This is a genomic window from Deltaproteobacteria bacterium HGW-Deltaproteobacteria-18 (assembly GCA_002841885.1).
In the GTDB taxonomy this organism is placed as follows: Bacteria; Desulfobacterota; Desulfovibrionia; order Desulfovibrionales; family Desulfomicrobiaceae; genus Desulfomicrobium.
Map to the genome: position 1 here is coordinate 190982 of PHBE01000001.1, position 18462 is coordinate 209443.

Here is an 18462-nt window from a genome sequence, read left to right on the forward strand (position 1 = left end):
AGGCGCCCTCTCCGGCTATCAAAGCCCGTTGATTTCACCCTTCGAAAAAAGAGCCTTTCTCCCACCAATTTTCCATGATTGAGGGGATATTCTGTGTCGAATTTCAAATGGCCTGAATAAAAGAAACCCTCGCCGTTATTTTCGGCGAGGGTTTGTCTGGTCTGAACCGGTCTGGGACCGGCCGTGAAATCTGGAGCGGGAAACGAGATTTGAACTCGCGACTTCAACCTTGGCAAGGTTGCACTCTACCACTGAGTTACTCCCGCAATATTGGAGGCGGCATCCAGATTTGAACTGGAGAATGGAGGTTTTGCAGACCTCTGCCTTACCACTTGGCTATGCCGCCTTTTCTCGTGGAGCGGGAAACGGGACTCGAACCCGCAACCCTCAGCTTGGAAGGCTGATGCTCTAGCCATTGAGCTACTCCCGCCCGCGAGGATCAAGCAGCTACTGCAACCGCCCGTGCCCGTCAAGGAAAAATAAGGGGTTACCAGGCTGCCCCAAAACGGCGATCTGCTTCGTCACTGCAGAAAATCCAGACCCTCACGTATCTTAAAATACGCTTCGGCCCTGGATTTTCTTTGTTCCTCGCATCTCACCATTTTGGAACAGCCTGGATATTTGTAATTATTCAGGCTGTCAGCTCTACCCGAGCCCCTGGCCCGGCTCCATGATGCAGCCGGTGAGCGTGGTCTCGTAGCCACCCAGCTTTTCGATGCGTTCCTTGAAGGATGCCGAGCGGATCAAATCCAGCGCCACTTCGGTCTTCCAGTCCGCATGTTCAGGCAGAAAGGCCAGATCGTAGCGCTCCCGCGCCAGGGGCACGAAATCAAGCCCCAGGGCGTTGGCGGCCGCAAAAATCCCCAGTCCGCAGGAGGCCGTCCCGGTCAGCACGTTGACGGCCACCGCCATGTGCGTGAACTCCTCCTTCTCGTACCCGTTCACCTGTTCCGGGCTGATACCGGCCTGCCGCAGGTGGTAATCGAGCAGAATGCGCGTCCCGGCCCCGCGCTGACGGTTGATGAAGCGCACCTCAGGCCGGACGAGATCCCCCACTCCGCTGATGCCCAGCGGATTTCCCTTGGCCACGATGAGTCCCTGATGCCGGATGGCCAGATTGACGCACGAGACGCTGAGGCCGGGCAGGTACTTGCGGAAAAAGGGAAAGTTGAAATCCCCGCTTTGCTCGTCGAAGAGGTGGGTCCCGGCCATGAGCGCCGAACGGTTTTTAAGGGCCGTGAGGCCGCCCATGGAGCCCACATGGCTGGAGGCAATGCGCACCGGCCTGACCAGGCCCATAAGCTCGTTGCCGAGCACGTCGATGATGTTGTCGTGACTGCCAACCACGACCAGGGTCTGGTCCAGCTCCGCCGCCGGGACAAGCAGCTCGGCCCGGACCGTCGAGGCGGCCTCGACGCCCTCGCTGTCTACCGGAATGCGGGTCACGCCCTGGGCGCGGATGAGAGTGGTCAGCATGCCCGCGCCGCGCCCCAGGGGCGTGGCTACCAGCTTCTCCCCGACCCGGCCGATGGCCAGGCGGACCAGCTCTTCCGTGCCGAGCTTGGAAGGGATCTTGCGCGCCAGCTCCACGTCCACCACCGGCCTGACCGGAGGCGTCTTGCGGGACAACCAGGACAGGAGCGGGATGAGCAGTTCCTCGAAACAGACCACCGCGGAAACCGGATATCCCGGCGCGCCGACAATGAGCTTGCCCTCGATGACGCCCAGAATGGAGGGCTTGCCGGGCATGAGGTCAATGCCGTGGACCAGGACCCGACCCAGGTTCTCTATGATGGAGCGGGAAAAATCCTTGGACCCGGCCGAGGACCCTGCGCCGATGACGACGACATGGTTCGGCCCTCTCACGGCCTCGCGCACCGCTGCGGTCAGGGCCTCCTCGTTGTCCGGCACGGGATCGACCCTGGTGAAGACGCAGCCCTGGGCAGCGGCCAGGCCTGCGAAGACCTGCGAATTGCTCTCGATGACCTGCCCGGGACGCGGACTTGGGCGCATGTTGAAATCGAGGACCTCGTCGCCGGTGGGAATGAAGGCCATGCGCAGCTCTTCCCAGACCGGCACCTCCCAGATTCCGGCGCTCAGGAGCCCGCCCACGTCATAGGCAGAGAGCAGCCTGTTCTGGGGCAGGAGAAGCTCCGTGGCCACTATGTCCTCGCCGATGCGGCGCACGTGCTGCATGGGGAAGACCGGGGTTTCAAGCTCGATGAAGTCGTCGGTGTCGCGTACGGCCTTCTCTATCATGAGCACCCCGTCCATACCCTCGGGCAGGGGATGCCCGGTGTTCACGGGCGCGCACTGGCTGCCCTTGGCCAGGCGCACGGGTCGCCCTTCGCGGGCGGCGAAGGTGGACTCGGCTTTGAGGGCATAGCCGTCCATGGCCGCGCTGTGAAACGTCGGGGAAGAGCATACCGCGTACACCGCCTGCGCCGTGACCCGGCCACAGGCCTGATGCGAGGGGATCGTCTCCCTGCCGACCAGACGGTCACGGTCAAGGGCGGCCATGGTCAGTTGCAGGGCCTCGTCCACGGGCACGGTCTTGAGATATATGTTTCTTTTTTTCATTGATATTTCGAAGGTTAGAAGATCCAGACATCCACATCCTGACCGGCTCGCATGCCTTCCAGGGACGCAGGCAACCGCACCAGTCCGTCGGCATCAAGCATGGTGCGCAGGAGCCCCGACTTGCCGAGACGCGGCATGGCCACGATCTCCCCGTCCTGTTCTTCAAGCCGTACCCGCACGTAATCCTCGCGGCCGGGTTTGGAGGACAGGTTGGCCCCGAGTCTGGCCGGACGCATAAGCAGGCGCCCGGGGTCGAAGGCCCCCGCGTCGCCCCCCAGATGCACCAGGAGCGGCTGTCCGAAGACCAGCATGACGATCTGGGCGGATGTGACCTGACCGGGGAGCCCAAGCACCGGCTTGCCCCCGACACGCGCAAGAATGGTCGGCTTGCCGGGACTGATGGACACGCCGTGGGCCAGAATTTCGCTGTCCGGGAAGGATTCGAGAACCTCGATGGTCAGATCGCGCGTCCCGATGGAACTGCCGCCGGAGATGAAGACCACGTCGTTCTCCTCCAGGCAGCGGACCAGAGCCTCCTGCAGGGCCTTGCGCACATCGGGAACCAGTCCGTGAGAGCTGACCCGAGCACCCGCCTGCCGGGCCATGCAGGCCAGGGTATGGGAGTTGACGTCCCGGATTTGTCCTGGTCTGGGCACGGATTCGACCGGGACCAGTTCGTCTCCGGTGGAGACAATGCCGCAGCGGGGCTGGCGAAAAACTTTCGCAGCAAGACAGCCGATGGCGGCCATGAGTCCCACTTCCTGCGGGCGCAGACGCCGTCCGGCGGGCACGGCCACCTGCCCCTGCCCCACGTCCTCGCCCCGAAGCATGACATTCTCGCCAGGGGTAACGGTCTTGCGTATCTCCACGGTCGTGTCCCCAAGCATCTGGGTGTGCTCGACCATGATCACGGCATCCGCACCCGGCGGCAGGCTCCCGCCCGTGGCGATGCCCATGCATTCTCCGGAATTCAGGGGACGGCTGACGACCTCGTCGATGGCCGCGCTGCGGGCAAGCTCCACATAGGCGGGGTTGCCCTCGCTCGCGCCGAAGGTGTCGGCCGCACGCACGGCATAGCCATCCATGCAGGAACGGTCGAGGGCCGGGATGTCATCGCCGGAGAGGATGTCTTCGGCCAGGACGCGGCCAAGACACTCATTGAGGGGCAAAATCTCGGTATCCACGGGCGTAAAACCCTGCAACAGCTCGCAAAACAGGGCCGGGGAAATGACCCGGAAAAAACCATGATCCATTCCTAGTCCGCCTTGAAAGATGAAAGTTTGGTCTCCGGGTAGGCATCGGCATAATACTGCACTTCCTCGCCGAAAATATCCTGGGCCTTGCCCTTGGCGTACGTCTCGATGTCGCTCTGCAGCTGCAGAAACTGCCGGGCAAGCTGACGACCCACGGGGGTGAGCTCATAGCGCTGCCCCTTGCCCTTGATCTTCTGCACAAGTGGTTTGCCGATGCTCTCTTCGGCGGCCTTGAGCTTGCCCCAGGCGGCCCGGTACGACATCTTCATGTCCGTTGCCGCCTGCCTGAGCGACCCGCACTCCTCGATTTTTTCGAGCAAAAGGGCCCGGCCAATGCCCAGAAAAATCTTCTCGTTGCGTTCAAACCAGACGTGCAGACGCAAGGTCAGAGTGCCCTCGATTTTGGATTCGGTCATGGATTCCCCCTCCCGGCTGAGGATGATGTGATTATAATTCAGACACATATTTTGCTAAATCAAAGCCAGACACAAAACAAGCATTGTGATGTGTCAAAAGACACGCTACTTACGGGGCCGGCCCGGAATCACACCTCGCCTTTCACCAACGGAGAATGCCCATGATCGAAGCTGTAAAAGCCCAGGAATTGCTTGCTAAAAAAATCGACACGTGCAGAAAACGGGGTTTTTTACCCGTGGAACTGATCGATCTGGTTGAACAAATCTACACCCGCCAGCTCAAGGCCCGAAACAAGGCCCAGGTTCCCGCCGCAGCCACGATCGAAATCGCCGATCCGCTACAGCACAGCCAGGGCGCACCTCTGCTCGAGAGAGCCAGCTTTCCCTTTGACAAAGATCAGAGCATCGAACTTTTCAGCGAATTTCTGGAGCTGGCCAAATCGGTCAACCCGGCCCTCGGCGAAGCCGCTGCCGCCATTCAGGCTGCCATCGCGGACAAATCCCTGGACCTGGATCTGGTCATGCAGGCGCATTTGAACGGCGACGAAGGTTTTTTCTCCACCTGGACCGCCGTTACCCCTTCCGCACCGCGCATCCTGCCCATGCTGGCACAGGCCGCCATGACCCCGTCCCTTGAACGCGCCGCCATCGCGCTCGAAGCCCGGACCGACCTTTCGCAGTCCTGGGAACATGGGCACTGCCCCCTTTGTGGCAGCCTGCCGATCATGTCGGATCTACGTGAAAAGGAAGGGTTCAGATACAACATCTGTGGATTCTGCCACGCGGAATATCATGCGCCCAGACTGCAGTGTCCTTTCTGCCTTGAAAAGGACGCAGAAAAGCTGGAATACTACGAGGCTGATGAAGAGCCAGGAATACGCATAAACGCCTGCAAGACCTGTAATCTTTACATCAAGCTCACGGACTTCAGAAACCTGGACCGCAGGACTCTGCCCTTGGTGGATGATCTGGAGTCCCTGAGTCTTGACGTGGCGGCCCAGGAAAAGAAATACAAGCGTCCCACCCTCTCGGCCTGGGGATTTTAAAGAAAGAAGACTGGTTTCAGACAGGACCGATTGTTTCTATCCATTCATACGGAGTCCGTCCTCAGCGCTACCCCGACCAGCGCCCGGCCCCAGCGTTCCGGGTCGGTCCGGGGCGGGGGCGGCAACTGTCTGACTGAGCCAGGAATCGTTTGTTTTCCCGTCGCCTCCCATCCGGAGCGCAGCCTGTTGTTCGACAGCAGCGACGGGAAAACAGTACGAGGCCGGAGAAGGAGTTTTGGCGGCCCCGCCCCGGACCGACCCGGAATGCGGCCGTCCTGGTGCAAGCCAGTAAACCAAAAATACCGCACCCGCTGCCTTCCGGCTGCGGATCGCGGCACAGGGAAAAACATGATCGGATTGGTGCTTGCCGGAGGAAAATCATCCCGGCTCGGACAGGACAAGACCCGTGTCGTGCACGAAGGGCAGACCCTGCTCACGCGGACAGCCACGCTGCTGCAACGCCATGTTGACCAGGTCTATCTGTCCTGTCGGCATGCCCCCGCCGTGGACGGCCCCTGGCCCGTCATCACCGACGAAACGGAACGCATCGGTCCTGCTGGCGGCATCATCACGGCGCTGCGCAAATTCGGGGCACCGACCTTCGTCCTCGCCTGCGACCTGCCTTTCATGGAGGACAGCATCATCGAAAGGCTCATGGAAGCGCGGGAAAAACGCCCCCAGGATTGCGTGCTGACCACCTGGCAGCTCAAGGATTCGGGGTTCATCGAAAACCTGGTCGCGATCTACGAGCCGCAGGCCCTGCCATTGCTGGAGAACGGCGTGGCCCAGGGACTCTTCAAGCTCAGCCGTCTCATCCCGGCCGAACTGCGCCACTCGGTGATCTACACCGAAGACGAACGGCACATTTTCTTCAACGTCAATTACCCGGCCGATCTTGAGCAGCTGCAGGGCCGCTAGAAAAAACTATTTCCCGCGAACAAAATCAAGCTTGCCGACCCCCGGAACGTCCAGACGGACATTGCCGCCGTCGATCACGCCTTCGATCACCGCCCCGTCACGAGTGTGCACGTTCAGCGCCCCCTCGCGCACGGCCCACGAAAAAGGCAGGACCTCCCCCTCGATTTCCCACTTTCCGCTGCCGTCCCCGGCCAGGATCATGACCGCGTTCACCGACCCGCTGGGGCCCGTGTGCGAAGCCTCGTAGCGTCCTGCGAGGTCGGGCCGGGAGGAACAGGACAGACACAGAAACAGCATCAGAAGCGGCAGAAATTTCATCACAGCCCGAGTTCCTCCGGTTTGAGCATGAAGAGGCGGTCCAGATGGATCAGCCGGTCATAAAAATACACATGAGCGGCCATGGTCAGCCAGACCAGATCCCTGAACACCGTCCACCACGAGATGGGCTCGCCCACGGACTGGAAGCAGCCGCAACCGATGGGCGTATCCTGAATCAGGGCCACCAGCACCGCCACGGTGAACATGGCCAGCATCCCGCCGATCAGCAGGCTCGCCGCCCGCACCCTGACGCCGGCCAGAAGAAAGAGTCCGCAGACCAGCTCAAGCCAGGGCATGAACACGGCCAGCGGATTGATCAGCCAGTACGGAACAATGAGATAGCCTGCGATGTTGTCCCCGAATTCGGCCGGAAAATTGATCTTGTGCAGGCTGGCGTAGATGAAAATCCCGGCCAAATAGAGGCGCAGGAGCAAGGCAAGGACAGGGTGGGTCAAAAGACCTTTCATTCGCGAGATCATTGCGTGCCTCCGTCCAGAGCCAATGGCGGGACATCCTTGACGATATAGACCCGCTCATGGTCCCTGCCCAGAAACTTCGCGGCCACGATCAGGTCGTAGCGGCGGCTCACGCTGCGTCCGAAAACCACTATGGGCCGCTCGGGGTCCTCGGCGGTCATTTGCATCATGTAGACCAGATCGAAAAGCTGGGCCGGAACATTGACCGCTCTTTGCGCATGCTCGCGTTCGTAAAACTCGCGCGGCCGAGCATCGACCAGAAGGGCATCCTCATTTTCGATGAGCGCCAGGGCCTGCTCCTGGGTCACGAATGGAATTTCGGGGCCGGCCGGTTCGATCAGGGTGATTCCGCGGGGGTTCTGCTGGTTGAACGCCAGCGCCATGCCAAGGCTCAAAACCATGATCAGAAAAAAGTCGACCGGACGCACCCGGATCAGGCTCAGCGCCTTGCTGTGCACGATGCCGGCGATGCGCCTGCCTGCCGCCTCGAGCATGCTGATCTGGTTCCGGGCATGCGTCAGTTCGTCGATGGTGCGGCGCAGCTCCTCGTTTTGCCTGGCCAGACCGTCGTTCAGGGCCATGATGGTCCTGAAGGAATCGGCATTTTTGAGGTGCAGGACGCCCTGGGAAACAAAGGCCTGCAGCAGGCCGTCCTCGGCGGGGACCATCGCACCGAGGCTTGGCCCCAGAAGCAGCACCCCGTACATGTTCTCGCGCAGCATGAAGAGATAGCCCCGATCGGGCTCGAAACCCAGCTCGATTTGCGCGGCTCCGCTCATGTCCTCGACAGGTTCGACCTGCAGGGGTTGCAGATGCTTTTCCCGGACACCGCCCAGACACAGGAAGAAAAGCCTCTCCACCTCCTGATGGGCGAGCTCGGGCTTTGCCGGCAGACCGCTTGAAATTTCATGAATCCGCCCTGAAGCGCGGTCATGCAGTAACAGGAGGCCCTGGGGCCGGGCAAAATGACCGAGCAAGGTCATCAGGAAGGTGGACATGACCTCAGCCATATCCACGCGCAGAATTTCTCCGGAGAGGTCGCGCAAGGCGCTCAGGTGATAAATCTGGCGGTCGAGAGTGTCGTTCTGCTTGCTCAGCTCGGCATTGAGCAGTTCGACACGGGTGGCGTAGAGCGAAAACCTGAGACTGGTCTGGAAAAGGGTGCCAAGGCCCGCCACAAGCTGCCTGTCATTTTCGTCATAGGGACGCCCGGTCAGACTTTCTTCCAGACCGAGCACTCCATCCCGGCCGTCATCGAGAGGGCAGACCAGAAGGAGCTCGCATTTTCCGGGACAGAGCTCGCCTTGCAGCGAAGGCACGAAAAAAGAGGATTTGCGCTCCTCGCCCAGGGCGTCCAGGTGCTCGCGCAGCACCCGCGCATATTCGGGCGTCAGGCTCCTTGTGAGGCTGGAGCGGGTCATGAGCTCAAATTCGCCCTGACCGAGAATGGCCGCAAAACCGCCCCGGGCCCCTATCCCGCCCTGGGCCGAGAGCAGAAAAGCCTCCAGGATCCTGTGCGGATATCGCGCCCCGCTCAGTTCTGCTGCCGTGTCGAACAGAATCTGAAACTGATATCTGGCGCGATCGGCATCGCTTTCGGTTTGAGCCGTCATCTCCCGCTCCGCGATCAGTCGAGCAGTGTCTTTATCTGCTGGTACAACGCGTCAATATCCTGAATCACGCCAAGGTGGTCGTAAACCACGCTCCCGTCCGGCTTGCAGACGATGGTGTAGGGCGTGAGCGGCTCACCCAGCACCTTGTGCAGCGCGTAGTCGGGATCGCTCAGGACCGGAAACAGGTACTGGCCGGTACCCAGCAGTTGCCTGACTTCGGCGTCCGTACCTCCGGCGGCCAGCCCGAACATGGCCACCCGCCCCTTGAGCTTGCCCTTGTTCAAGCGGTTGAAAAGGGTCTTGAAGCCCGGCGACTGCTTGACGCACTGCGGACAGTACACGCCGATGACCTCGATGAAAACGAGATCGGCGCCAAGGTCGGCAAGCGTGAAGGTCGTTTTCCCCTGCACTCCGAGCATTTCCTGTGCGGCCGGATCGAAGGGGACGGGCAGGATCAGTTCGGGCATGGTGTCGCCGGTGGCGGGCGGCGCGGCCGAAACGGGCCAGGCGGCGAAGAAAAGAAAGAGACATAAAGCAAATCGAATGAAAACCGTCATGCATACTCCTTGGCCCCGGGCCGAAAAAAAGCCTAGACGCAGGCCTGGTCCAGGCTGTCGAAAATCCGGACCATGCGGGTCAGTCCCACGATGCCGAAAACCTTGCGGAAATTCTCGGAAAGACCGGCCATGACAATCTCGATGCCATCCCTTTCGCTCTCCAGCACCAGTTGGGTCAAAATGGCGATGCCGGCTCCGTTCACGGAGGTGTTTGGATCGAAATGCAGCACGATGCGCTGCACCTTGGCTTCCTGGGCCTTGGCATAGGCTTCGCGGAGATACGGTTCGCTGTGGGAGCTGACGCTGCCCTGAATTTCAATGACCAGCGCCTGTCCCTGCCGGCTGACGCTGACCTCGTTCTGTCTGCTCTTGGCCAGCTTGAGCCGCTCTCTGGCCCGGGCCAGGCCCTGTTCGAGGCTCTGCCGCTGGATGGGTTTGTTTATGAAATCGGCAGCGTCCAGATTGAGGGCCTGAATGGCCAGATCCATGTCGCCATGCCCGGTGATGACGATGACCTCAGTGGCGGGCGATCGTTTCTTGATTTGCTGCAGGACCTCTATTCCGTCCATGCCGGGCATCTTGATGTCGGTCAGGACGATGTCGGGTTTTTCCCTGTCGAAAACCTCCAGCCCCTCTTCTCCGGATTCAGCGGTGAGAATGTCGAATCCGTAAACGTCCAGAAAAAGCCGGAACATTTTAAGGGTCGCCTTCTCGTCATCGATGACCAGGATTTTTTCTTGCGTCATTGCTCTATCCCGTTGGGTTGCGCCGAACTTTCGTCGACTCGGCTTGCGTTGTGCTCAAGCGCCTGATGACTCTCGGCGCTCGGGAAACTCAATATGAATGTTGTCCCCTGACCCGGTTGACTGTCAATAGTAATGGTTCCGCCGTAATCGCGGACAATGCCGTATGTTATGGCCAGGCCGAGCCCCATGCCCTTGCCGGTCTGCTTGGTGGTGAAAAAAGGTTCGAAGATCTTGTTTCGGACCGAATCCGCTATGCCTGGGCCGTTATCGGAGAAAGACGCGAAAACCCGGCCGTCCTTGGTGTAGGTACGCACCAGGATGTCTCCCCACATGCCGGGTTCGTTTTCCATCTTTTCCTGGATGGCGTCACGGGCGTTGTTGAGCAGATTGAAAAAGACCTGCTGCAGCCGGTTGTTGTGCCCCTTGATGTGCGGCAGGCCCTCGCCAAGTTCCAGGCGGATGGTGATGCGCTGAATGGAGAACTGGCGGCCGATGATGGACAGTACCCCGCGGATGGGCTCGTTCATGTCCACGCGCTCCATGACCAGGCCCGATTTCTTGCCGAAGGCGCGCAGGTTGTTGATGATGTCCGTGGCCCGGTCCACCTGCTGGCTGATCTCCGTGGCCATGTCCCGGATCTGGGTTTCGGTCACTTCCCGGTTCTGTTCGATGAGCAGGTTGAGATACTCGCTGCCCATCTTGATGGCGTTCAGGGGCTGATTGATTTCATGGGCGATGCCCGCGCTCATTTCACCCAGGGTCTTCATCTTGGCCGCCTGCACGAGCTGCGCATCCTTCTCCATCATCTCGGTTATGTCGGTCACGGCCACGATCATGGCGTGGGTACCGCCGTAGCTGATGGGACAGGCGTGCATGTTGACGTAAAAGGGCCTCTCGCCTTTTTTGTAGTGCAGTACCTTGGGATAATAGACGCAGCCACTGTTCGTCTGCGCCTCATTGAGAGAATTCAGACATTCCCGGATCTGATCGTGCCCCAGAACCATGAAGGACACGCCCAGCAATTCGCCTTTGGAATATTCATAAAGCTCTTCGGCCCTCGGGTTGGCATCGAGTATCCGATCCGTGTTGCAGTCCACGACAAAAATTGGATCGGGGCCGGAGTCGAAGAGGGAGCGATACTTCATCTCCGATTCCTGCAGGCGCTTGCGGTAGAGGCGGATGGACCAGACCATGCTCATGAACGAATCGGCCAACTGAATGACCTCGTCACCCTCCCGCTTGCGGTAGAACAGGCAGGTCGCACAGACTTGGCCTGTCTTACCCTTTGATTTCAAAGATTTGCGCCCCTGATCATCAAAATGCCAGCAGGGCATGTTGGTGTCCTTGTAGGCCGGGCAGTTGGTCACCGCCCAGTCAAGGCCCTCGCCGAGATCCAGATGCACATCGAAATTCCCCCGGCTGAGCTCATCGGAAATATTCGTCAACCGCGAAATCGGGCTGGTGATATAGCGCGAAATGCGATGGCTGACATAGAAGATGATAATAATGACCGCCGAGATGAATCCCAGAAACATGAATCTGAGCTTGGCCACCAGCTTGTCGATATGCTCCTTGCTAAGGCCCACGTGCACCGTTCCGATGCGGTACAGACCCTCGTTCATGGACACGGCAATGTCATAGGAGGTCTGCGAACCCACCGCGACCAGACGAACGCTGTGCATGTTCCCTTCGAGGACTGGATTGGCGGTGCTCAAGGGGTCTGGAAAAGGCACCGTGAACGTGTGGGAGAGAACCTTCTCGCTGCGATCGAGCACATATATGTAGTTGATCATGTGCTGGCGTTCCCGCAAGCGGGCTTCCTCGAAAATGAGGCTGAGCAGTTCGGAATAGTTCTTGTCGAGCACAAACCCGCCGCCGCGCTCGGCAATGGAATGGGCCACGGCAATGCCGCGCAGTTCCAGCTCCTTGGTCAGCCCGGAGATGAGAATCCAGCGGGCCAGGAGCGCGATGGTCACGCTGATGAGGAGAATGACGGCCAGGATGGAGATGAAGATCTTGTTTTTGAGCGAAATGCGTGCGTAGGGTTTCATCGGGCCTCCTCCTGGCGTAGCTGCTTCCAGTCATCAAGGAGTGTGAACCGGCCATCCTGCAAGCGGGTGAAATAGACCTTGTCCATGCCCTGATGATCCAGGGGGCCGAAAGTCAGCCCGACATCACCGCCCAAAGAGAAGTTCGTCATGGAGGTAATGGCTTCAAGGAACGACTGGCGACTCAAATTTCGTCCCGCCCGCCGAAGCCCCTCCACGAGAACCTTGGCGTTGATGTACCCCTCGAAACCCACGAAGTTTGGTTCCTCGCCCGGAAAATACTTCTCCAGCAACCGGACGAATTCCTGGGCGCTCTCGGCCACGGTTCCGTCGCTGCCGACAGGCGGTGGCACCACTTGGGACATGATCACGTCCAGACGATTCGTATCCGACTGCAGGAGGTTGCGCGACAACTCCTTGGCGCCCACGAAGGAAACCATGTAAAAAATGGGCGAATACTCATTTTCCAGGGATTTGCGGATGAAATTCGCACACGGATCCGACGTGCCGATCATGACCACGGCCTCGGCCCCGGATTCGCGGATGCGCTCCAGGCCTTCGCTTATGTCATGCGTGCCGCGAACATAGCTTCCCCTGGCCACGGGTTCCAGTCCAAAGCGTTTCAAGGCCAGTTCCGTGCCGGTCAGACCGTCGAAGCCAAAAGCATCATATTGATAGAAGACCGCGATGCGGGTCAGTTTGAGATCCTGCACCAGATGTTCCACTGCGGCGTTGGTCTCCTGGTAGTACGAGGCGCGTACATTGATGAGGTAAGGCATGAAGGGCTCGCGCAGCGCATTGGCACCCGTGAACATGCCCAGCAGCGGAACCTGCGCCTCTTCCACCAAAGGCAGGATTTTGACCGTGGTGGGCGTGCCCACATAACAGAACAGGCCGAAGACCTGGTCCTCGATGAGAAAACGCTGGGTGTTGTCCAGGCATTTGGGCGGATCGTAGGAATCATCGCGGGTGATGACGCGAATGGTCCGGCCGTGCACCCCGCCCTGTTCGTTGACATGCTGCAAATAGCTCATGGCTCCGCGCAGCGTTTCCTGTCCCAGGTAGCCGGCGTGCCCCTTCAGGGCCAGAGAGGAACCGAAGGTGACTTCGGTATCGGTCACTCCGAGCGCTACCGGGGCGAGAGGAATCTGGACCTCCGCATCCTGCCAGAAGGTCACCCACAACGAGACGCCCGCGGCCAAGAGAACGCAAAGCGCTGAAAGTAAAATCCACAATCCTACGCGCACATCAGCCTCCCTTCAGGAAATCGTTGTATGCCCGGGCCTTGAGTAGCTAAAAAAAACAGCTTGCGCCACTGAAACTCCTGGGCTTGCTCTCGTGGAGCAAGGGCTGTATTCTGTGCAAAACCATGAGTTTTATCCATGAGTCCAAGAGTATTGTGTCTTTTATGGCAGAATCTAATCCAGATATATCTTGCTTAAAACAGATATCCGCAAAATGCACAGAATCATGATTGCCCAATGTTTTGCACAGGAATATTAATATATGAATTTTCAAGAATTTGAAAACATAGTAAAAAATGAAAATTCAGCAAAAAAATACATGTTGCAATTTTGCTGGAAAAACCATCAGCGTTTTTGCCCCAAATGCCGCAGCCGGAAACTCTACGCGCTTCGAGGAGGAAAGCGACGCTGCTCGCGCTGTTCGTACACATTCCACGACTTCAGCCAGCGCTTCATAAACAACGGCAACCTCAACGCCCAGCAGTGGCTGCGCCTGATCAAGCTCTTTGAACTGGAAGTGTCCATGGGCCGCATGGCGGAACAACTCGGCGTCACATACAACACCGCCTACAAGGCGGTGACCACCCTGCGCATGGCCATACTTGCGCACTCCCTGGATGCACGTCTGATCATCCGTTCCATCGAGGGCCTTGATTTCACGAAATCCGGCAAATTCCATCTGGACATGAGCACCAGAAGCGGAGCGCGCATGCCCGTGTTCGGCATCGTGGAGCGCGGCACGCACGTGTTCGCCGACCTCATTCCCGAACTCGACGGCGACAGCATCATCCATTTCAAGATGAACTTTCACCTGAAGACCGCAAGCCTTGGCAAGATCATCTACACGGACCGTTTCAAGCAGTACGCGGCCCTCCTGGTCGGAGGCAGCAATCTTTCCGCGATCTACAACATCCGACACACCGACAAGGGCCTGTTCATAGACTCATCCAAAGGCTTCTGGTCCTTTTCCAAGGACTGGTTCAGACGTCTCAAGGGCATCTCGCCCAGAAACTTCCCGCTTTACATCAAGGAATTGGAATTCCGCTACAATCACAGAAATGAAGACATCTTTCCCATCCTGGCCGAATATCTCTGCGCCATGGTGCCAGACTTTGAGGATTAACGATCTCCTTGCATATCTTCCTTTTTTTCATGCATAGCGTTGATCATGAAAGAATCGGAAAACGTATCGAAAACCCCCATAGCTCTCTCGCAAAAATCAGAATCATCCGGGATGCCGGGCATGTTGCCTTTTTCCGGTCTCGGTTTTGATCTGCGTCCGGTCCTGGCCAGACGCATCTGCGTGAGGTTGGTTGGACGCGAGGAGACCCGGCCTGCCGAGTCACCTCCGGTTGATTTCGTTCTCCCGTCGGGCCGGTGGCTGCAATTACGCCTCGGCCAAGAAATTCGTGGAAGGTAAACACCAGAAACATTGTCAGGAGGATCTGCATGAAACTGGGAAGAAGAGAATTCGTCAAACTCACGGCCGCAGCTACCGCGGTCACGGCCTTTGGAGGCCTGGGGTTTGACCTGGCACCCACCAAGGCCCACGCACAGCTCCTTAGCTTGCGCAAAGGCAAGGAAACCACCTCGGTCTGCTGTTACTGTTCGGTAGGCTGCGGGCTCATCGTCACCACCGACGAGAAAACCAAACGCGCCATCAACATCGAAGGCGACCCGGATCATCCCATCAATGAAGGCGCTCTTTGCGCCAAAGGCGCGGCCATCTATCAGCTGGCCGAAAACCCCCAGCGCATCACCAAGGTCCAGTACCGCGCACCCGGCAGCGAAAAATGGGAAGAGAAGAGCTGGGATTGGGCCATCACGGAAATCGCCAAGCGCGTGAAAAAAGTCCGTGACGAATCCTTTACCGCGAAGAACGCCAAGGGCGAAGTCGTCAACCGCACCGAAGGGCTGGCCTCCGTAGGCTCGGCAGCCATGGACAACGAGGAATGCTGGATCTACCAGGCCTTCCTGCGCAGTCTGGGGCTGACGTACATAGAGCACCAAGCACGTATTTGACACAGCGCAACTGTTGCGGCTCTGGCAGAGTCGTTCGGACGCGGCGCGATGACCAACCACTGGATCGACTTCAAGAACAGTGATTGCATTTTGATAATGGGCAGCAACGCTGCCGAAAACCACCCTATCTGTTGGAAATGGGTCACCAGGGCGCAGGAAGCAGGCGCGACGGTCATTCACGTCGACCCCCGCTACACCCGCACCTCCTCCAAATCGGACATGTATGTTCCCCTGCGTTCAGGCTCCGACATCGGCGTGCTGGGCGGCATGATCAAGTACATTCTGGACAATGACCTCACCCAGAAGGAATACGTCCTCAACTACACCAACGCTCCCTTCATCGTCTCCAAGGACTTCAAATTCAGCGACGGCCTGTTCTCCGGTTTCGACGAAGCCGGGCGCAAGTACGACAAGAAGTCCTGGGAATTCGAGATGGACGAGAACGGCGTGCCCAAGCGGGACATGACCTTGAAAGACCCCCGCTGCGTGTATCAGATCTTGAAGAAACACTACGACCGTTACGACTCCAAGAAAGTATCCGCCATCTCCGGCTCTCCCGAAGACCAGCTGCTGGCTTTCTACAAGGCCTATACAGCCACGGGCAAAGCCGACAAGGCCGGCACCATCCTTTACGCCATGGGCTGGACCCAGCACACAGTCGGCGTGCAGAACATCCGTGCCATGAGCATCATCCAGCTGCTGCTGGGCAACATGGGCGTGGCCGGCGGCGGCGTGAACGCGCTGCGCGGCGAATCCAACGTCCAGGGATCAACGGACCAGGCCCTGCTCTTCCACATCATCCCCGGCTACATGGCGACCCCTCGCGCCAACTGGGTGACCCTCGACGACTACAACAAGGCCAACACTCCGGTCAGCAAGGACCCCAAGAGCGTCAACTGGTGGCAGCACAAACCCAAGTACTTCGCCAGCCTGCTCAAGTCCTTCTACAAGGAAGCCGACCTGCCCACCGCCTATGACTGGATGCCCAAGCTCGACGCCGGGCAGAACGCCTCCTGGCTGGTGCTCTTCGACAAGATGCTCAAAGGCCAGTTCAAGGGCTTCTTCGCCTGGGGCATGAATCCAGCCGCCAGCGGCGCGGACTCCAACAAGACCCGCGAAGCCCTGTCCAAGCTGGACTGGATGGTCAACGTCAACATCTTCGAGAACGAGACCGGCTCCTTCTGGAAGGGACCGGGCGTCGATCCCAAAAAGATCAAGACCGAAGTCTTCTTCCTGCCCTGCGCGGTCTCCGTCGAGAAGGAAGGCTCCATCACCAACTCCGGCCGCTGGATGCAGTGGCGTTATGCCGGCCCGACCCCCATGGGCGAATCAAAGCCGGACGGCGACATCATCTATGAACTCGCGCTCAAGATCCGCGAACTGTACAAAAAGGAAAAGGGCGCGTTCCCCGATCCGATCCTCGGCCTCAACGTCGACGACTGGGGTGACGGACACGTTTTCGATCCGCACAAGGTGGCCAAGCTCATCAACGGCTACTTCATCAAAGACACCACCATCAAGGGTGCCGATGGGAAGGAAACCGTCTACAAGGCCGGAAGCCAGGTTCCGAGTTTCGTCATGCTTCAGGCAGACGGCTCGACCTGTTCCGGCAACTGGATCTACACCGCCTCCTACACAGACAAGGGCAACATGTCCGCCCGCCGCGACAAGACCCAGACCCCGGAGCAGGCAAAAGTCGGCCTCTTCCCCAGCTGGACCTGGTCCTGGCCGGTCAACCGCCGAGTCATCTACAACCGGGCTTCCGTCGATATGAACGGCAAACCCTGGGCGCCGCAGAAACCTGTCCTGGCATGGGATGAAGCAGGCAAGAAATGGCTCATCGACGTTGTCGACGGCGGTGGTGCCCCCGGCGCCAAGCACCCCTTCATCATGCAGAAGCATGGCGTGGGACAGATCTACGGCCCGGGCCTGAACGACGGTCCGCTGCCCGAATACTATGAACCTCTGGAATGCCCGGTCACCGAGCATCCCTTCTCCAAGCAGCTCAACAGCCCGGTGGCGCTCATGTTCTCCGAGGACGCCCACAAGCGCACGACCTGCGACCCGCGCTTCCCGTTCGTGTGCACGTCCTACCGCGTCACGGAACACTGGCAGACGGGTGTACTGACCCGCTGGCTGCCCTGGCTCACGGAAGCGCAACCGCAGATGTTCTGCGAAATGAGCGAGGAACTGGCGGAACTCAAGGGGATCAAGAACGGCGAAAAGGTCATTCTGGAGAATCCGCGCGGACAGCTCTGGGCCATCGCCATCGTCACCAAGCGCTTGAAGCCTTTTGACGTCATGGGCAACCCTGTCCATGTCGTGGGCATTCCCTGGCACTTCGGTTGGGTTTGGCCCAAGGATGGTGGGGATGCAGCCAACCTGCTGACTCCTGCTGTCGGCGATCCGAACACCGGCATCCCGGAAACCAAGGCCTTCATGGTCAACGTGAAGAAAGCGTAAGGAGCCAATATGTCAGGAAAATCATTCTTCGTCGATCTGACCAAATGTACGGCCTGCCGCGGTTGTCAGATCGCATGCAAGCAGTGGAACAAACTCCCGGCCGAGCAGACCAGAAACCATGGGTCGCATCAGAACCCCATGGATGTTTCGGCCATCACCTATAAAACCGTGCACATGAAGGAAGTTGGCGACGACAAGGGCTTCATGGCCGCCTGGCTCTTCTTTCCCGAGCAGTGCCGCCATTGTACCGAGCCCCCCTGCAAGATGACCGCCGACGCCTATGATGATCAGGCCATCCTGCAGGACGAAGTCACCGGCGCCATTACCTTCACGGAAAAAACCAAGGATTTGCCGGATTTCAATGAAATCCGCGAAGCCTGCCCCTACAACATCCCGCGTCAGGATGCTGCCACCAAGGTCATGACCAAATGCACCATGTGTCTGGACAGGGTCCAGAACGGTCTGGTTCCCGCCTGTGTGCAGTCATGCCCGACAGGGACAATGAACTTTGGGGATCGGGACGAGATGTTGGCTCTGGCTGAAAAACGTCTGGCCGAGGTGCAGAAGAAATACCCCGAAGCGGTGTTGGGCGACGCCGATTCGACCAGGGTCATCTACCTCTACCAGATGCCGCCGCAGAAGTATCACGACTTCGCAGTGGCCGCAGCCACCACGCCTGGGATCATGAACCGCAAGGCCATGTTCGCCAAGCTCTTCGGCTCGACTTCCAGAAGCAAGGCCTAGTCCATCAGGCCCTCCTCC

General features: G+C 59.0%; 15 protein-coding genes and 3 tRNA genes. 5 read left to right on the forward strand and 13 right to left on the reverse strand.

Going from position 1 to position 18462, the window contains the following annotated elements; genetic code table 11:
• Nucleotides 1–191: 191 nt before the first annotated feature.
• From CVU60_00880 to CVU60_00905, 6 genes are all read right to left on the reverse strand, one after another.
• Nucleotides 192–266 (reverse strand) — tRNA-Gly (locus tag CVU60_00880).
• 5 nt (nt 267–271) lie between these two features.
• Nucleotides 272–346 (reverse strand) — tRNA-Cys (locus CVU60_00885).
• Between the two features lie 8 nt (nt 347–354).
• Nucleotides 355–430: transfer RNA gene (locus CVU60_00890), tRNA-Gly, on the reverse strand.
• 215 nt (nt 431–645) lie between these two features.
• A complete protein-coding gene (locus CVU60_00895; protein PKN43604.1) occupies nt 646–2580 on the reverse strand; it encodes a molybdopterin biosynthesis protein in 1935 nt (644 codons plus the stop codon).
• Nucleotides 2581–2594: 14 nt separating this feature from the next.
• Complete coding sequence (locus CVU60_00900; protein ID PKN43605.1) at nt 2595–3833, reverse strand: molybdopterin molybdenumtransferase MoeA; 1239 nt, start codon at nt 3831–3833, stop codon at nt 2595–2597.
• Between the two features lie 2 nt (nt 3834–3835).
• On the reverse strand, nt 3836–4249 hold the full coding sequence (locus tag CVU60_00905) for a ModE family transcriptional regulator (GenBank protein PKN43729.1): 414 nt from the start codon (nt 4247–4249) through the stop codon (nt 3836–3838).
• Nucleotides 4250–4404: 155 nt separating this feature from the next.
• On the opposite strand from CVU60_00905, the gene CVU60_00910 reads away from it, so the two are divergent.
• Nucleotides 4405–5295, forward strand: a complete 891-nt coding sequence (locus CVU60_00910; GenBank protein PKN43606.1) for a formate dehydrogenase accessory protein FdhE — start codon at nt 4405–4407, stop codon at nt 5293–5295.
• Nucleotides 5296–5559: 264 nt separating this feature from the next.
• Nucleotides 5560–6213: a molybdenum cofactor guanylyltransferase gene (locus CVU60_00915; protein ID PKN43607.1), complete on the forward strand. Its 654-nt coding sequence runs from the start codon at nt 5560–5562 to the stop codon at nt 6211–6213.
• 6 nt (nt 6214–6219) lie between these two features.
• Here CVU60_00915 and CVU60_00920 read toward each other — a convergent pair whose 3' ends face one another.
• From CVU60_00920 to CVU60_00950, 7 genes are read right to left on the reverse strand one after another with little or no spacing between them, the layout of a single operon-like run.
• Nucleotides 6220–6531: a hypothetical protein gene (locus tag CVU60_00920; protein PKN43608.1), complete on the reverse strand. Its 312-nt coding sequence runs from the start codon at nt 6529–6531 to the stop codon at nt 6220–6222.
• A complete protein-coding gene (locus CVU60_00925) occupies nt 6531–7010 on the reverse strand; it encodes a DoxX family protein (protein PKN43609.1) in 480 nt (159 codons plus the stop codon). Before CVU60_00925 ends, CVU60_00920 begins: the two co-directional genes overlap by 1 nt.
• Entirely contained in the window at nt 7007–8620 is a 1614-nt protein-coding gene (locus CVU60_00930; GenBank protein PKN43610.1) for a hypothetical protein, read from the reverse strand. The genes CVU60_00925 and CVU60_00930 overlap by 4 nt, the downstream gene beginning before the upstream one ends.
• Before the next feature lie 14 nt (nt 8621–8634).
• On the reverse strand, nt 8635–9177 hold the full coding sequence (locus CVU60_00935; protein PKN43611.1) for a TlpA family protein disulfide reductase: 543 nt from the start codon (nt 9175–9177) through the stop codon (nt 8635–8637).
• Nucleotides 9178–9209: 32 nt separating this feature from the next.
• On the reverse strand, nt 9210–9923 hold the full coding sequence (locus CVU60_00940; protein PKN43612.1) for a hypothetical protein: 714 nt from the start codon (nt 9921–9923) through the stop codon (nt 9210–9212).
• The gene (locus CVU60_00945) at nt 9920–11974 is read right to left on the reverse strand and encodes a PAS domain-containing sensor histidine kinase (protein PKN43613.1); all 2055 of its coding nucleotides are present in this window, start codon (nt 11972–11974) and stop codon (nt 9920–9922) included. Before CVU60_00945 ends, CVU60_00940 begins: the two co-directional genes overlap by 4 nt.
• Entirely contained in the window at nt 11971–13218 is a 1248-nt protein-coding gene (locus tag CVU60_00950; GenBank protein PKN43614.1) for a hypothetical protein, read from the reverse strand. The genes CVU60_00945 and CVU60_00950 overlap by 4 nt, the downstream gene beginning before the upstream one ends.
• Before the next feature lie 259 nt (nt 13219–13477).
• Between CVU60_00950 and CVU60_00955 the strand changes: the two genes are divergently transcribed.
• From CVU60_00955 to CVU60_00965, 3 genes are all read left to right on the forward strand, one after another.
• Nucleotides 13478–14338, forward strand: a complete 861-nt coding sequence (locus tag CVU60_00955; protein PKN43615.1) for a DDE transposase — start codon at nt 13478–13480, stop codon at nt 14336–14338.
• Between the two features lie 326 nt (nt 14339–14664).
• Entirely contained in the window at nt 14665–17700 is a 3036-nt protein-coding gene (fdnG, locus tag CVU60_00960; GenBank protein ID PKN43616.1) for a formate dehydrogenase-N subunit alpha, read from the forward strand.
• A 9-nt stretch (nt 17701–17709) separates the two neighbouring features.
• A complete protein-coding gene (locus tag CVU60_00965; GenBank protein ID PKN43617.1) occupies nt 17710–18444 on the forward strand; it encodes a formate dehydrogenase in 735 nt (244 codons plus the stop codon).
• Nucleotides 18445–18462: the final 18 nt, after the last annotated feature.

Excerpts from the sequence above, each read along its gene's own strand:
- CVU60_00895 (PKN43604.1), bottom strand. The coding sequence starts at position 2,580 with ATGAAAAAAAGAAACATATATCTCAAGACCGTGCCCGTGGACGAGGCC.
- CVU60_00900 (PKN43605.1), bottom strand. The coding sequence starts at position 3,833 with ATGGATCATGGTTTTTTCCGGGTCATTTCCCCGGCCCTGTTTTGCGAG.
- CVU60_00905 (PKN43729.1), bottom strand. The coding sequence starts at position 4,249 with ATGACCGAATCCAAAATCGAGGGCACTCTGACCTTGCGTCTGCACGTC.
- CVU60_00910 (PKN43606.1), top strand. The coding sequence starts at position 4,405 with ATGCCCATGATCGAAGCTGTAAAAGCCCAGGAATTGCTTGCTAAAAAA.
- CVU60_00915 (PKN43607.1), top strand. The coding sequence starts at position 5,560 with ATGCGGCCGTCCTGGTGCAAGCCAGTAAACCAAAAATACCGCACCCGC.
- CVU60_00920 (PKN43608.1), bottom strand. The coding sequence starts at position 6,531 with ATGAAATTTCTGCCGCTTCTGATGCTGTTTCTGTGTCTGTCCTGTTCC.
- CVU60_00925 (PKN43609.1), bottom strand. The coding sequence starts at position 7,010 with ATGATCTCGCGAATGAAAGGTCTTTTGACCCACCCTGTCCTTGCCTTG.
- CVU60_00930 (PKN43610.1), bottom strand. The coding sequence starts at position 8,620 with ATGACGGCTCAAACCGAAAGCGATGCCGATCGCGCCAGATATCAGTTT.
- CVU60_00935 (PKN43611.1), bottom strand. The coding sequence starts at position 9,177 with ATGACGGTTTTCATTCGATTTGCTTTATGTCTCTTTCTTTTCTTCGCC.
- CVU60_00940 (PKN43612.1), bottom strand. The coding sequence starts at position 9,923 with ATGACGCAAGAAAAAATCCTGGTCATCGATGACGAGAAGGCGACCCTT.
- CVU60_00945 (PKN43613.1), bottom strand. The coding sequence starts at position 11,974 with ATGAAACCCTACGCACGCATTTCGCTCAAAAACAAGATCTTCATCTCC.
- CVU60_00955 (PKN43615.1), top strand. The coding sequence starts at position 13,478 with ATGAATTTTCAAGAATTTGAAAACATAGTAAAAAATGAAAATTCAGCA.
- CVU60_00965 (PKN43617.1), top strand. The coding sequence starts at position 17,710 with ATGTCAGGAAAATCATTCTTCGTCGATCTGACCAAATGTACGGCCTGC.